This is a genomic window from Caballeronia mineralivorans PML1(12) (assembly GCF_001028175.1).
Classification (GTDB): Bacteria; Pseudomonadota; Gammaproteobacteria; order Burkholderiales; family Burkholderiaceae; genus Caballeronia; species Caballeronia mineralivorans.
The window spans coordinates 18,900-33,059 of sequence record NZ_AEJF01000214.1; the positions used below are offsets into that span (position 1 = coordinate 18,900).

13 protein-coding genes and 3 pseudogenes are annotated in these 14,160 nt (G+C 57.9%); 15 read left to right on the forward strand and 1 reads right to left on the reverse strand.

The window, feature by feature from the left end:
* The first annotated feature begins 6 nt into the window (after nucleotides 1-6).
* From EOS_RS35565 to EOS_RS35635, 14 genes and pseudogenes are all read left to right on the forward strand, one after another.
* Nucleotides 7-624: a type III secretion system domain-containing protein gene (locus EOS_RS35565; RefSeq protein ID WP_152693233.1), complete on the forward strand. Its 618-nt coding sequence runs from the start codon at nucleotides 7-9 to the stop codon at nucleotides 622-624.
* On the forward strand, nucleotides 621-1,319 hold the full coding sequence (locus tag EOS_RS35570; protein ID WP_047896906.1) for a hypothetical protein: 699 nt from the start codon (nucleotides 621-623) through the stop codon (nucleotides 1,317-1,319). The genes EOS_RS35565 and EOS_RS35570 overlap by 4 nt, the downstream gene beginning before the upstream one ends.
* Nucleotides 1,306-2,361 carry a TyeA family type III secretion system gatekeeper subunit gene (locus tag EOS_RS35575; protein ID WP_053064147.1) on the forward strand — a complete coding sequence of 352 codons (1,056 nt, stop codon included), beginning with the start codon at nucleotides 1,306-1,308 and terminating at the stop codon, nucleotides 2,359-2,361. Before EOS_RS35570 ends, EOS_RS35575 begins: the two co-directional genes overlap by 14 nt.
* A 120-nt stretch (nucleotides 2,362-2,481) precedes the next feature.
* On the forward strand, nucleotides 2,482-2,850 hold the full coding sequence (locus tag EOS_RS35580) for a hypothetical protein (RefSeq protein WP_053064148.1): 369 nt from the start codon (nucleotides 2,482-2,484) through the stop codon (nucleotides 2,848-2,850).
* Nucleotides 2,847-4,898 carry an EscV/YscV/HrcV family type III secretion system export apparatus protein gene (locus EOS_RS35585; RefSeq protein WP_047896907.1) on the forward strand — a complete coding sequence of 684 codons (2,052 nt, stop codon included), beginning with the start codon at nucleotides 2,847-2,849 and terminating at the stop codon, nucleotides 4,896-4,898. Before EOS_RS35580 ends, EOS_RS35585 begins: the two co-directional genes overlap by 4 nt.
* Nucleotides 4,885-6,210 carry an EscN/YscN/HrcN family type III secretion system ATPase gene (locus tag EOS_RS35590; RefSeq protein ID WP_047896908.1) on the forward strand — a complete coding sequence of 442 codons (1,326 nt, stop codon included), beginning with the start codon at nucleotides 4,885-4,887 and terminating at the stop codon, nucleotides 6,208-6,210. The genes EOS_RS35585 and EOS_RS35590 overlap by 14 nt, the downstream gene beginning before the upstream one ends.
* A 5-nt stretch (nucleotides 6,211-6,215) precedes the next feature.
* Nucleotides 6,216-6,596 (forward strand): hypothetical protein, encoded by a 381-nt coding sequence (locus tag EOS_RS35595; protein ID WP_047896909.1) that lies wholly within the window; start codon nucleotides 6,216-6,218, stop codon nucleotides 6,594-6,596.
* Complete coding sequence (locus EOS_RS35600) at nucleotides 6,583-7,104, forward strand: hypothetical protein (RefSeq protein ID WP_047896910.1); 522 nt, start codon at nucleotides 6,583-6,585, stop codon at nucleotides 7,102-7,104. Before EOS_RS35595 ends, EOS_RS35600 begins: the two co-directional genes overlap by 14 nt.
* A 4-nt stretch (nucleotides 7,105-7,108) precedes the next feature.
* The gene (gene sctQ / locus EOS_RS35605) at nucleotides 7,109-8,053 is read left to right on the forward strand and encodes a type III secretion system cytoplasmic ring protein SctQ (protein ID WP_047896911.1); all 945 of its coding nucleotides are present in this window, start codon (nucleotides 7,109-7,111) and stop codon (nucleotides 8,051-8,053) included.
* A 52-nt stretch (nucleotides 8,054-8,105) separates the two neighbouring features.
* A complete protein-coding gene (locus EOS_RS45120) occupies nucleotides 8,106-8,441 on the forward strand; it encodes a zinc ribbon domain-containing protein (protein ID WP_075645452.1) in 336 nt (111 codons plus the stop codon).
* Nucleotides 8,442-8,844: 403 nt separating this feature from the next.
* Complete coding sequence (locus EOS_RS35620) at nucleotides 8,845-9,534, forward strand: MarC family protein (protein WP_235443064.1); 690 nt, start codon at nucleotides 8,845-8,847, stop codon at nucleotides 9,532-9,534.
* Between the two features lie 176 nt (nucleotides 9,535-9,710).
* Nucleotides 9,711-9,983, forward strand: a pseudogene (locus EOS_RS35625) (transposase); the annotation flags it as partial.
* 27 nt (nucleotides 9,984-10,010) lie between these two features.
* The gene (locus tag EOS_RS35630; RefSeq protein ID WP_268760385.1) at nucleotides 10,011-10,325 is read left to right on the forward strand and encodes a transposase; all 315 of its coding nucleotides are present in this window, start codon (nucleotides 10,011-10,013) and stop codon (nucleotides 10,323-10,325) included.
* A gap of 180 nt (nucleotides 10,326-10,505) precedes the next feature.
* Nucleotides 10,506-11,530: pseudogene (locus EOS_RS35635) on the forward strand (IS110 family RNA-guided transposase).
* Nucleotides 11,531-11,835: 305 nt separating this feature from the next.
* On the opposite strand, the pseudogene EOS_RS49575 reads toward EOS_RS35635, so the two are convergent.
* Nucleotides 11,836-11,925: pseudogene (locus EOS_RS49575) on the reverse strand (transposase); the annotation flags it as partial.
* Nucleotides 11,926-12,244: 319 nt separating this feature from the next.
* Here EOS_RS49575 and EOS_RS35640 point away from each other — a divergent pair.
* Nucleotides 12,245-14,140, forward strand: a complete 1,896-nt coding sequence (locus tag EOS_RS35640) for a hypothetical protein (RefSeq protein ID WP_047896916.1) — start codon at nucleotides 12,245-12,247, stop codon at nucleotides 14,138-14,140.
* Nucleotides 14,141-14,160: the final 20 nt, after the last annotated feature.

Consider the following 14,160-nt stretch of genomic DNA (forward strand, 5'->3'; position numbering starts at 1 on the left):
CGGATCGTGGACATACTGGAACCAGAAGCGGCCGGCCTGGATGTTTCCGCCGACATCGCGCGCGTCCACCGACTAGCGTGGTGTCCCGGCGAGTCTATGGAAGCGGCCTGGTGGTCCCATCTCGACCTGGGGGAATGGCAGGACGAGTACATCCGGGAACCGTCTTGCCGCTCGGCGCTTGACGCTGCGATCGTCAGAAGGCGAGGCTTTCCGGTCAAACCGTTGCCGGCGGAACTCACTGACGTGCAGCGCCGGCTGATGGCACTTGAACGCCGCCTTCACCGGATGATCATCGCGCTAGGACTCGTTGCACTGGACGCTCCCGCTTATCTCGTGCTTGGGGAATATCGCCGCGCGCTCAAGCCATGGCTCGACGATGCTGCTATGAACCAGTTGCTGGTGCTGCACGTGCGCCGGCGTGTGGCGTGCGAAGAAGAAATTGTTGCATCGGATTTCATCACCCGGGCGAGATCGACGGGGCAGGCGTGGCTGGACAATGAGCTTGCCGACTGTCCGGTGTGGCGGGCGCTCGAAATTCGCTTGCCGCCTGGGCCGGAGAAGCGCGTCGAGGTGCCGGCCGGCGACGCGCTTTCGACCCTCGTCAAACTGAGTCGTTTCTTATGAAGCCATTTGGTATCCATGTCGTGCAGGTCGATGGCGACGTGACCGCCGGCGCAATTGTGCCGGCGGGCGTACTCGACCAGTACCTCTGGGCCACCGACCGGATTCGCGCGGCGCGTAGCCGGGCGGCACGTGCGCTATGGCGCGCGCGCGCGGTCCTGGCGAAGACGCGTCGCGATGCTGCGGAACTGGTGAGCATCGAATTGCAAAAGGCGCGTGAGCAAGCCGTGTTCGATGCCCGGCAGCAGGCCGGGGAAGCCCGTGTCGCGGCGATTGGCGAGACGGTTGAGTGGCTTCTCGCCGAGCGCGACCTCGAGGCGGCGATCGCCGCGCGGTTCGAGCAGCGCTTTCGTGTAGTCCTCGCGGACGCACTGCGTCAATACGCTGCTGCCGCAGTGCCCGACGAAGTGATTTCCCGACATCTGGCTCCCCACCTCGACGAATTCCTGGCCCATGGAAAACTCTCGCTGAGAGTGCACGCCGATCTGGTCGGGGCGATTACTTCGCGGTTCAGTTCACCGGCCCGTGTGAGCGAGGCACTCGAGATCATCGTGGATGACACCCTCGGGCAACGCGAGGCCGTGCTCGACACTCCATTTGTCCAGTTGCGCATCGATCTCGACCGACATCTTGACGAACTACTGAACCAACTGGCTGGAAGCACTGTGTCAAACGGACACCATCATGTTCAAGATTGATCATAACGCCGTGCAGTCCCGGCCGATCGACACGAGATCGGCCCAGGCCCCGTCACAAACCGGAGCGCCGACGCAGGTGTTTCCGGCCCGCTCGCCGACCGAACTGGCCGGACGCGCGCTCGCGATCATCGAGCAGCAAAGGGTGACCGAGGGTCTGGATGATGCGGCGCTTGCGCTGGGCGGGCGTTTGCGTAACACGCAGCGCGATGGGAAAAGCGCGGACGGCGTACCGGCGCGACGCCAGCTGGGCAAACTGGCCGAAGACATGGCGGCAGCGAATGACCCGCGACTTGCCGCGCTTCTCGAGCGTTTCGGTGAACTCACCGGCGCAGACGACCCCTTGGCGGCGCTGCGTAACGCAGGACTCGATGACGGAGCGATCGGCTTGCTGCTGGCGGCGATGCTGGGTAGCCGGAGCGGCGGTACCCGCCGCAAACGCCTTGAAGATGCGCTGAATGCGCTGATCGATGGCGAGGGGTGGTCGATGAACCTGTTTGGCTGGCTTGAATTCGGACCGCGCACCAGCAGTATGATGCGGCACCTGAAGCAGCTCTATCAGCGAACCACGAAGGACGAGCAAGGCCTGAGCCACTGGATGATGGAGCTGAAGGGGTCACGCGATCGTCGCCGCAAGATCAAGGTATTGCTCCGCGCACTGGGTTTCGACCTGTCGGCGGATGGCGAGACGGCTCAGGACATACGACTGGCAGCCGTCGTTTCGGACCTCAAGCGCCTGCTGATCTTTCTCGGGCTGGAGGAGCAATGCGGGCTCATTGCAAGAGCGCTGGCGGTGCCGGACTTCGACGGCGAGCGCGTTCTGGAAGGCATTCTCAAGGTCGTTGACCAGGCGTGGCTCTACCCGGACTGGGTCAAGGCCCACACAGTCGAGCTTGGCCTCGATGTGGTTGCCGGGCTCTCGTATGCGCGTCACGTTACGCAACTCGTCAAGCTGTTGCCGGAGCCATGCTTTCGTGACGAGCAGCAACGCGAACATATTGTCGAAACGCTACGCACGTTTCACGAACAATACGACGAGCAATAGCGCGGATTGCGTGATGCCCCGCATCTCATCCTGCGCTGCGCCGGCCGGGCGACATCAGGTCTTTACTTGATTGGTGCGGCGTGAGCTGGCCGTCATGATGGCGGTTCAGGAGACGAGTTGATGAACCTTAAGACGGAGCGCAATCTCGAAGCATTTTTCGGCATGATCGGGGTAAGGAACGTGCAGATTCAGCCGTGTATCGAACTGGTGGAAAATGCGGTCCGGATCTTCGTCGAGGTGCGTAATGACCGTGTTGTGCTAACGGTTGCAATCAGTGCGGATGAAGCAAGCCGCGCCACCGTTCTGGCGGCCCTGACCGGGCGCTGGTCGATTGACCGCACATACGGCGTGCCGTTGCGGGTCTTCGCCGCATCCAGCTACCTCTTCGTGTCGTCAGCCCTTCCGGAAGATTGTGACGCCAGTATCTGGCTGCGCACTTTCAGGGTGCTGCGCCGCCTGGTCGACTCCTACGAAAGAGGCGATGAATGACCCGCATTCAGATCTGGCTGGCCAAGGCCGCCGGCCGGCACGATTTCATCCTGGCGGTGATGTTGATCGTCGCGGTGTTCATGATGATCCTGCCCATGCCGACCATAGTCGTGGATGGGTTGATCGCGGTGAATCTGACGCTGTCGCTTGTTTTGCTGATGACGTCGATCTATCTGCGGGAGCCGCTCGAGTTTTCCGTGTTTCCATCTCTGCTGTTGATCACGACCATGTACCGGCTTGCATTGACGGTCAGTACGAGCCGCCTGATCCTGCTGCAACACGATGCCGGCGATATCGTCTACGCGTTCGGCAATTTTGTGGTCGGCGGCAATCTCGCGGTCGGCATCATCGTGTTTGCGATCATTACGGTCGTTCAGTTCATTGTCATTACGAAAGGTGCGGAGCGGATCGCGGAAGTCGGCGCGCGCTTTTCCCTTGATGCGATGCCAGGCAAGCAGATGAGCATCGACGGCGACATGCGCGCGGGCGTTATCGATGCTGCCGAGGCGAAACGGCAGCGTTCGATCGTGCAGAAGGAAAGCCAGCTGTACGGCGCGATGGATGGCGGCATGAAGTTCGTGAAGGGCGACGCCATCGCCAGCATTATCGTGATCCTGGTGAATATTATCGGCGGCGTTGCCATTGGCGTGCTTCAGAACGGCATGGATGTCGGCGAAGCAGTCACCATATACGCCGTGCTGTCTATCGGCGATGGTCTGGTATCACAGATTCCGGCACTGATCATTGCCGTTGCCGCGGGCATTATCGTGACCCGCGTTCCCGGCGAAGAGCGGCATAACCTCGCGAAAGAGCTGACCTTGCAGATTGGCCGGCAGCCGCAAGCGCTGATGATCGTAGCTATTGTCCTGTCGGTTTTCGCGGTCGTGCCGGGCTTCCCGTTTTTCGTATTCTTTCCGCTGGCCATGCTTGTTGGCGGTCTTGGGTGGCTTGTCATGCGGCGGCGCAAGCACGCCGGCGCCGCGGGTGAAGCCGGTGGAACGCAGGACGCGGACGGTGTGACGCAGATGACACCGGGTGCAGAGCCGATGTCGATCAACCTGGCAAAGAACGTCGCAGACAAGGATGCGCTCACAAACGCACTGGAGCGGCTGCGCTGGGCCAAATTCGAGCAGCTTGGAATCGCGGTTCCGCAGATCCAGGTCCAGGCCTCGTCCATTTTGCCGCCCGACACGTTTCAGATCCTGCTATATGGGGAGCCGGTACTGACGCAGCGGCTACCGGGTCAGCTCGCGCTTGTCGGCATTCAAGGCCGGCCGGTGCCGTCTGCGGCACAGGTGGACCGGTTGCCGTTTGGCGGCTTCATGTTGAACTGGGTAGACGCCGCGGCGGCTGGCTCGCTGGAGGCGGTGGGCACGCCGGTGTTGCGGGACGAAGAGCGGATCGCATACTGCGCCGCATTGACCATAGACCGTTTCGCTGGCGAATTCATCGGTGTACAGGAAACGCGCCACCTGATGGACGCCATGGAGGCGCGCTATCCGGAACTCGTCAAGGAATTGCAACGCCAACTGCAGATCAGCAAGGTGGCGGAGGTGCTCGAGCGGCTTGTCGCGGAAGGGATTTCGATTCGCGATCTGCGCACGGTGTTCGAGGCGCTGATCGAATGGGCACCCAAGGAAAAAGATACCGTGATGCTGACCGAATATGCACGGATCTCACTGCGACGTCAGATTGTGGGTCGTCACCGGAACGGTCAGTCGCCTATCGAAGCATGGCTGGTTGGCGAGGGCATAGAGAATCTGGTTCGCGAGTCGATCAGACAGACCGCGGCGGGGGCGTACTCGACGTTGCCTCAGCCGAAGGTCGAGGCTGTGCTCGCCCGCATCCGGGAGGTAGTCGCCGCACACGAAGCGCCCAACGCGGTATTGCTGACGGCGATCGACGTGCGTCGTTTCCTCCGCAAGTTTGTCGAGCGGGAGATGTTCGGGCTGCAGGTGCTGTCGTATCAGGAACTGGGAGACGATGCGGACCTGAAGATACTCGGCAGCGTCGAACTCGCGGAGGAAATCGACGATGCGTATGCCTGACCAGCAAGCGATCTTCGATCAGCTGGATGCGCGCCTCGTGCCTGCTGCCGGCGGCCGCGCGGTGCGCCGCTTCGGCCGCGTCATCGAGGTGGGCGCCACGCTTGTCAAGGCCACGTTGCCAGGTGCCGCGCTCGGCGAACTCTGCATGATCGAGCCCGATGGCCTCATGGCCGAAGTCGTGGCACTCGACAGGGAGAGCGCACTTCTCTCGCCGTTCGCGGATCCGGTTGGCATGCGCTGCGGGCAAACTGTTCTGCCGCTGGGTACAGGGCACCGCGTGGCTGTCGGCGAACATCTGGTCGGTGCGATCGTGGACGGCCTTGGACGCATGCTGGGGGGCGGTCAGCATGCGGGTGCGTGCGAATACCGCCCGATGGAGTCGACGGCGCCTGATCCGCTTACGCGCAGCCTGATTGCCGAACGATTGCCGCTCGGCGTGCGCGCGATTGACGGCCTCCTGACTGTTGGACGCGGCCAGCGCATTGGGATTTTTGCGGCTGCGGGCGGTGGCAAGAGCACGCTGCTGTCGATGATCTGCGACGGCAGTCTCGCCGATGTGATCGTCCTTGCACTCGTTGGCGAGCGCGGGCGCGAGGTGCGTGAATTCCTCGAACATGCGTTGACACCCGAGGCGCGTGCCCGTTCGGTCGTGGTGGTGGCCACGTCTGATCGCCCCGCACTTGAGCGTCTCAAGGCGGCCTATACGGCGACGACCATAGCCGAATACTTCCGCGATCAGGGGAAGAACGTGTTGTTGATGGTGGATTCGCTGACACGCTTTGCGCGGGCCGGCCGCGAAATTGGTTTGGCCGCCGGCGAACCTCCGGCGGCCGGCAGTTTTCCACCGAGCGTGTTCGCGCGGATGCCTCGCTTGCTGGAGCGCGCGGGTTGTGCGGCGCAGGGCAGTATCACGGGAATCTATACCGTGCTGGTTGAGGGCGACGACATGAACGAGCCAGTCGCGGACGAAGTCCGCTCGATTCTCGACGGTCATATCGTGCTTTCGCGCAAGCTGGCTGAAGCCAACCACTATCCGGCGATCGACGTTGCCGCGAGTGTCAGCCGCGTGATGAATCAGGTCACCACGGAGGAGCATCAGCAGTGGGCCGGCCGACTGAGGCGGCTCACAAGCCGCTACCGTGAGATCGAATTGCTGGTGCGGGTCGGCGAATATCGGCGCGGCAACGACGAGGAAGCTGACGAGGCACTCGACCGGCGACAGGCGATCGACGCTTTCCTGCAGCAAGGCTATGCGGAACGAAGCGGCTTCGATGAGACGCTGATGGGCCTGAAAGACGCCGTGTCGGGTTGACAGGCATGCTGGACCAACTGCTTGCTGTCAAGGCTTGCCGTGAAGTCGGCATTCGTTCCCGAATCGCGTCGATCGACCGGCAAGAGAAGGAGTGCATCGAACGGCGGGTGCGCCTGTTCGACCGGCAGCAGGAACTCCGCGCGGAGCGTGCCGCGTTGTTCAAGGGGGCGCCAGTGGTTGGACCGGATGCGTTCCAGCGGCTCAAACGCAGCTTGGCCGCCCTGTACGAAGAGGAATGTACGGTCATTGCTGAGGTCAATGCGATTCGCGAGGATCTCATCACCTGCAAGGCCGAGCGTGAAAACAGATTCGTGGAATTGCGGCAAAACCTGCGCAGCCAGGAAAAACTGACGATCTTGCTGGAGGTGGGGGATGACGCGCGTTAACACAGGCGCTCGCGATACTGCCGTGCCGCAGGCGCCGGATCATCGCCGCGAGCCGACCGATGAAGAGCGGAAACGCTTCGAGGATTCATTCGGCGAATTGCTTGAGAAACGACAGCAGGATCCGCAGCCTGTTGCGCAGGCATGGCAGATGAACGGCGCGATGTTGCGTGCGCTCAGTTTTTCCGCCGAGGCGGACGACGGGGTGAGTCGGACTTCCTCCAGGTTTCGGGTGAACGTGGATAGCGGCGGCAATCCGTCGTCGATCAATGCGTCAACATGGGTCGATGTCCAGCAGACCTCAGGCGCGGCGATGCAGTTTCGCGTGGCGGGCGGTCCATGGGCCGGCCTGGAATTGCAGGCGTCGTTGTCCCGTGGCGCACTTGCCTTGCAATTGAAGCCCGCCAACCGGACTCAGTACGACAGGTTGAAGCAGGTCAAGGGAAAAATTGAAGCTCATTTGTCGGACGCGTTCGGCCGGCCAGTGAGCTTCGAACTGGAAACTGATTAAGTCAATGTCGACACTCGAATGGGATGAGGACGAACTGGATCTGGCGCGTGAAATCTCCAGCGGACGCCGCACGCAGGCCGGCGATGTGGAACTGACGCTCGACTACCGCGAACTGGGCGGGGAGGGGTTGCTCGTGTCGTTGTCGGTTGCGGGCCAGAGTGCGCTCGCGTGGGTCGCTGAAGCCGGACTTTCCCGATGGCTCGCTCCGAAGCTGGCGGCGCCCACGTTCGCGGACTTGCCGCCGGATCTCGTGCGGCCTCTCGCGGCATGGGCGCTTGCGCCGCTCGTCCGGCATGCGGACGCTGCCGATGTTGCGGACATCATCGTCAACGATATGGTGCGCGGGACATGCACAACCGGCTTCGGATGCGTCGTCACGCTGACTCGTGACGACGCGTCTCTGTCATTGCGTCCAATCGGCTGGCCAACGAGGGTGCTCAAAGATCTGGCGCAAACCATGATAAGCAGGGTCGCGCCGCACAGGTTGCCGCCTTTGCCGATACCGCTTGTGGCCGGATGGGGCTTGCTTACCCGCGCGCATATCAACTCGCTATCCGTTGGCGATGGTGTGGTGCTTGGCACCAGTGCATCGGTCGAGCGCGGGGAGCTATGGCTTTTTCAGCATCGCCCGCTAGCACGCGTAATGCTGTTCGACGATAAATGGCAGGTCAACTGGGTAATGGACGGACAGGAAATGAGACGGGACATGGAGGGAATGCCGCTGAAAGACGAGGCGACCTTGCTGCAGGACGACGTTGCTTTCACTGTCGTGGCGGAGGTCGCAACCATGACACTTTCACTCGATGAACTACAGGGGCTGTCTGCAGGACAGATCTTGAATACCGGCGTGGCTTATGACGGCCGGGTGGCCTTGAAGGTGAATGGCCGCAAGATCGGATGCGGACGACTGATACGGATTGGCGAACAACTCGTCGTTCGCGTGGAGTGAATCGCGTGCGGTTCACGCCGGAATGCATGACCGTTTAAACAAGGGAGGCACGATGAGATTTCCGTGGAAAGGCCTGCAAGGCGGAGGGCACGACAAGCATGGTGGAAATGATGAGGGTGGACACGGCAAGCGCGAGAGGCACGGTGGACACGACGGTTGGGGTAACAACAGGCGCCATGGCGATAGTCAGCGTACCTATGACGACGCTCCGCAGAGCATTGTTGACGACAGTGTGCCGTGCTCCGGGTGCCGGACGCCCAATCTGCAGCAAGCGAGGTTTTGCCAGCAGTGTGGCGCGCCAATGGCTCAGACGGCGTGCGGTCAATGCGATGCCACCCTGCAGGCGGGGGCCCGGTTCTGCCATCAGTGCGGCAAGGCAGCCTCCTGACGACGGCTGTTATCCGTCACTATGCGAGCGATGCTGGATTCAGGTGGCCCGATAGCGGGCCACCTGGTTTTGGATTGCGGCCCCGTGCATGTGCAGGCGAGTGCGTGGTCTCATAGCCTCTGCGAGGTGCTGTCCCCGGGGGCGCAGACAGATTGCGCCAGCAATGTTGCCAAGAGGGATATAGCCGCAAATCGAAAGCTTTTGGTCATTTTCGAAGGTTGTGGTCTGGCGTCCAACTTATCCTTGAGTTTCACCGGGGTGCAGCGTCCGATTCAGGTATTGCAGCAATTTTCGTAATGTCAAGCGGACAAGTTGTAGGGCAAATCTAGCACGTCACTCTGCATAAAACGTCGGATACCAGTGCAATTCCCTTTCATGCCACATTCTTAAAAGAAGAACGGATGTGAACACGCCCAGCATGTTGCAAGATTTTGCGGAAACCGTTCTATTGATCGTGGCAGGCCTCCTCCCTATTATCAACCCGCCCGCAGCGGCGTTAATCGTTCTCAGCCTCGTTCCTCATGCAAGTCCGGCGGAACGAACCACGATGGCACGGCGCATTGCGATCAATAGCTTTGTCGTACTGCTAATCTCGCTATTGGTCGGTGCCTACGTATTGTCGTTCTTTGGCATATCGATTCCCGTGCTGCGAGTGGCCGGTGGCTTGATCATCGGTATGGCGGGATGGAACCTGTTGCAGACTGAGCGGCCGGAGGAAGACGAGCGGGAAGGAGAGGCACAGGCTGCGCCCGCGCACGCAAGGCCGGCATCGTTACGGGCGAAGGCGTTCTATCCGCTGACGTTGCCTGTGACAGTAGGACCTGGCAGTATTGCTGTCGCAATCGCACTGGGCACCGGATCGCCACACCAAGGGCTGTCGCCGATTCATCTCGCCGGGGTCGGTGTGGCGCTCGTCGTCCTATGCGCAAGTATTTACGTCTGCGTGCGATTTTCTGGTCACCTTGAAAAGTTGCTTGGAACTGTCGGCACGCAAGTCGCCATGCGCTTGTTCGCCTTCGTGATTTTGTGTATCGGTGTGCAGTTATTCTGGTTAGGAGTATCGGAGCTCGTAGCGTCCATACACTTTAAATAGCTAAGCCAAACTGAAACAGGGCGAGGCACGCAGGCGTGAGAAGACTGGATACTGGGTAACCAGTGCCCGTGCGTACGACCTGAGTCTGAAAAAGCACGGCATGATCTGCTTGTATTTTCCCTGCGGAGACATGAAGGCGCAGTTCATCAACGCGAAGCTTTACACGCGGAGTCTCGGGATGCGAGCCGACGTACACGGCCCGTTACGTCGAGTTGATCTACACGTTCTATCGGCGATTCGATTGGGGCATGCGCCAAATCACGGGTTGCATGGAAGACTACTGGGCGACGCGAGGACTGGACATTCCCGTGCCTAGCAGCGGTCAGCTATGCGAGCGGTTCGCCTCGCTTGAAGTAGACATCATGCTGGCCAGGCGGCTCGCTCGTGGCGAGGCGGTGAGCATGATTGTTGACGCCACAGGTTTAAGCTTCGGACCAGCCAGTCAGTGATACGAACAGAAGTACGGCCACAAGGTCATCCGTACTCCATGGCGCAAAATGCACCTGGGAATTGATGCGGGCATGAACGTTCATGCGCACCGCATCACGACGGCGGAAGTCTCCGACAGTGAAGGCATGGACGCCGTGTCGCCTGCAAATCCGCCGGTGGATAAGGTGATCGCCGATGGCACGTATTGCGGTATCGAGCGCACTGAGACCTTCTCACGCGCGGACGTGACGTCTGTCCCGACGCAGAAGATCGCCTCACAAAAGAGCGAAGGCGTCATCATCTCCAACCTCATTAACATGTGGAAGGCCTTCGGCAAACCGGTTTGCGCCGGCAATGGATAGTCGTGTCCGTTGCACCGGAACTCGTACCCTCCTAACAAAGCCCTTTAACGCTGCATTGCATTGAAACCATGGAACACAAGCCGTCAAATCCAACGGCAAAACCAGACATAATGAAATGGCCAGCCCGATCCCAGCGACCGATTTACCATGAGATTTCGGGCAACCGAAGAGGAGAGCGTCATGAACGAGGTCACGCTAATCGGTATCGATCTGGGCAAGCATGTCTTTCACGTCCATGGGCAAGATGCAAAGGGACACGCGATATTCCGCAAGAAGCTCTCGCGCCTGCAGTTGCTTCCATTCTTTAGCAACCTCAAGGCGGTCACCGTGGTCATGGAGGCGTGCACTGGCTCTCACTGGCTGGCACGCAAGCTCATTGCAATGGGGCACGTCGCGCGGCTAATTTCGCCACAATATGTGCGTCCCTTCGTAAAGAGCAACAAGAACGACTACATTGATGCCGAAGCGATCTGCGAGGCAGCGTCGCGCCCTTCAATGCGCTTCGTCGAACCGCGAACGGAAGCGCAACAGCTGCTTGCCGCGTTGCACCGGGCGTGCGAGGGTCTGGTGACCGAACGCACGGCCACGATCAACCGGATTCACGCACTACTGCTGGAGTTTGGAATCATCGTCCCTCTGTCCAGAGCCACGCTTCGCCGGCTGTCTGATGCGCTCGCCGTGCATGATTTGCCGCTACGACCGGCCCAGATGATTCACCGGCTCCATGAGCACTATCGATATCTCGACCAGGAGGTCGCAGATATCGAACGAGACCTGACGGTACAACTGCGCGAGGACGAGAACGCGGCTCGTTTACTGTCAATTCCTGGCATTGGCACCATTACGGCGAGCTTGCTGGCTTCCGAGATCGGAAACGTCGCACAGTTCGCGGGCGGTCGGAATTTCGCAGCATCAATAGGGCTTGTTCCGTGGCAGCACAGTACGGGCGGTCGGAGCACTCTGTGTGGGATCAGCAAGCGCGGTGACAAGCATTACGTCATTTGCTCGTGCAAGGAGCAAGAGCGGTTATACAGCGTGCAGACCAGCGAACCGACAGGCTTGGTGAGTGGATCCGATCAATGCTGAGCCGACGTCACTCCAACGTGGTGGCCCGTGCCGTCGCCAACAAGTTGGCGCGGATCGCGTGGGCGGTTTTGACTAAACACACCGTGTACGATGCCTCACATTTGAATTTGGAAGTCTGATTCACCTGTGTTCATCCAACGAGGTTCTGCGACTGCTGGAAATTTGATGGTCCAACGGCACAGCGACCGGACGAAGAACCTGACAAGCTGTACAGCAACTGCCGACATTTTGAGGATCGACCGGTGCGGTTTTCATCGCGGAACGGAGAGCAACCTCCAAGACGATTCCGAATAGATTTGCGCAAGCCAAAAGACTTCAGAACCAACGCTTGCAAAATTCGGGCTGACCATAGATTTCAACTTAGCCCAGAGGCGGACATCTGTATCCGGACTCGACATGCCGCGCACGCTCGACTTGAAGCGGAATACCAGCAGCGCACTGCGCAACTAATGACGGTGGCCGGGAAGCGGTAATCGTGATAGAGCGATTTCGATTTATCAGCACGACATCTCACGCCACAGCCCCCTCAACTTGACAATGCCCGATAAAACCAAATTATGTCGCTTCTGGTCAGATTCCTGACAATCCTTCAGCTATTCCAAAGTTTGTGATGCGCCGATGGGTAATCATTGCCGCGATGGTTACGCCCGCTGCAGGTGTTCTATGCGAAAGCACACGAGTATTGGTGCGTCAAGGATTTATGAATCATGACGGCATGACATTTACGTGCTGGAGGCTCATTCACAGCCATACCGATGCATTGTGCAAGCAGGCGGCACTTGGAAGCATGTGACATCCTGACCCGCATTACCTTTTTTATTGGAGTATAACGTATGACTAGTTCATTTTATGTCACGGGGAAACAGCCCGAGGCTGGGACGCCACTTTCGGATGTTCAAGAGGTTATTCATACGCCGATCACGCTCAACTGCGACGCTTCCGTGGCCGAAGTTGCGGCAAAATTGGCTAGCCGTTTCGGCAGCACGGGGACGGTAAAACTCACCATCGATGGCGAGCCGCTTAAATCAACAGTTGGTTTATTCGGAGGTGGTGAGACTGAAGGTTTCGCAATGTTAGATGAAATCGTAAAAGCACTTACAGTTTCCTTTTCAAAAGGAAATGATCCGTTCGCGGCACGCGCTTCAGCACTTACGTTCGTAAGCTATCTAGTTGATAGCAATTTTCAAGAGATATCAAAAAAAGTAGTTGATACTGCCTTGAAAGCTGAAAAATTCGGTGCCGAAAAAGAAAATGTAAGCAAATCTCCTGGGATGCCCGGAAACGCGGCAGATGCGACCTTTGAAGTTGATGAAGACGAACCGGAGGGAACTAGCTCGCCCGTATCCGCCATCAATATATCGCTCGAACACGGAGGTGCACGTATACATGAAAGGACCCGTCTTGATGGCGGTATTGAAGCTGAGCTTGTAATATTGTTCGCTTTAAAAAAGGCCGGCAGCGTTTTCACCAAAGCAATGCAAGCCTGCAGTTGGCGTTTTGGTAGAAGTTATATGACTACAGTTAACGTGGGTCATGTTAATTATAGTTCTTCCAATGAGAATATTAAAATAGCTCTGTCCAAAAATGAGTTGACATGGTGGAACAGGTTGGAAAACTTCCTCCGTCGATATTTCAGTGACAAGGAAGGTACTGTTTTTGTTGAAGGTGCGCCATCTGCAGATGTAGCACTGGAACGAAGTCGCCCAGAATTGCCGGACGATTTTAGCGACGATAAAGGTGATAATCAAAAAATTATCCCTGTTTCGGCACGTAAATTCGACAATAAAATAGTCAACGGGCAGGTGCTTTTTTCCCGCAAAGATCAAGAACTATATGTTCCAGGAAAAATAAGGGAACAAATCGGTGATTTCTATAAAAATGTAAAAAATTTCGTTCCATACCCCATAATGTTGACGAACGGAGAATTGATTGACGTGACGGGCGTTTCAATGAATGAACGCTCGCGCGAGATACCTGATACGCAGATGGACCAACAGCTCGCAGCAACGAACTCGACTGATGATCTCTGGCATGAGTTATATAAGGACCTGAAGAGACACATGTTGCGTGATCCCAATTATCTTTTAATCGACGGCAATAATCTTTTTTCAGACAATGCCGAGTTGCAGGATATTATTGAAAGCTACGGTCGTTATCGGAAGGCATCCAACAAGGAAAAAGAGGTGGCACTTGCGGCATTTCGAGTAGATATGCGTGCCTATGCTGAGAAGAACGACGAGGGAATCCCTGACGACGCGAATTCTGAGGAATTGAATTCATATTTAGAAACTTGTATTTCCAAGCAGGCTGAAAAGGTAAGAGGTGTGCTCGAAGCAACATTCGAGGACGAGCAGCTTCTTCGCTCAATGATGACAGTTTTGATGCAGATTTCTATTTCGGGTATTGCAGGTCAGCTGACAGAATACACTGGCGGCATACCGGTGCCGAAGGATAGAGATTCTGCGGCGGTAAATTATGTCGTCGAGACTGAACAGTCAGAATCGGAGGAGCCCTCCGCAATTATTAAGATGCGATACGCTTATAACGGAGTGAAGGCTTTGGTGGTCGATGAAAAAGATCCGATCGAAAAAGACGAGAGCGTTCAGCGCGTAATAGATCTGGAAGAGCCGTCCGATATGTCTTTTGAGGCTATCTTCGATGCGACTCCGGACGGAGTGCGCGTACGACAATCGTCATATTCTGTGCATCTTGTTCCGTCTGTATTTTAATAAAATTTAATGATAGGAAT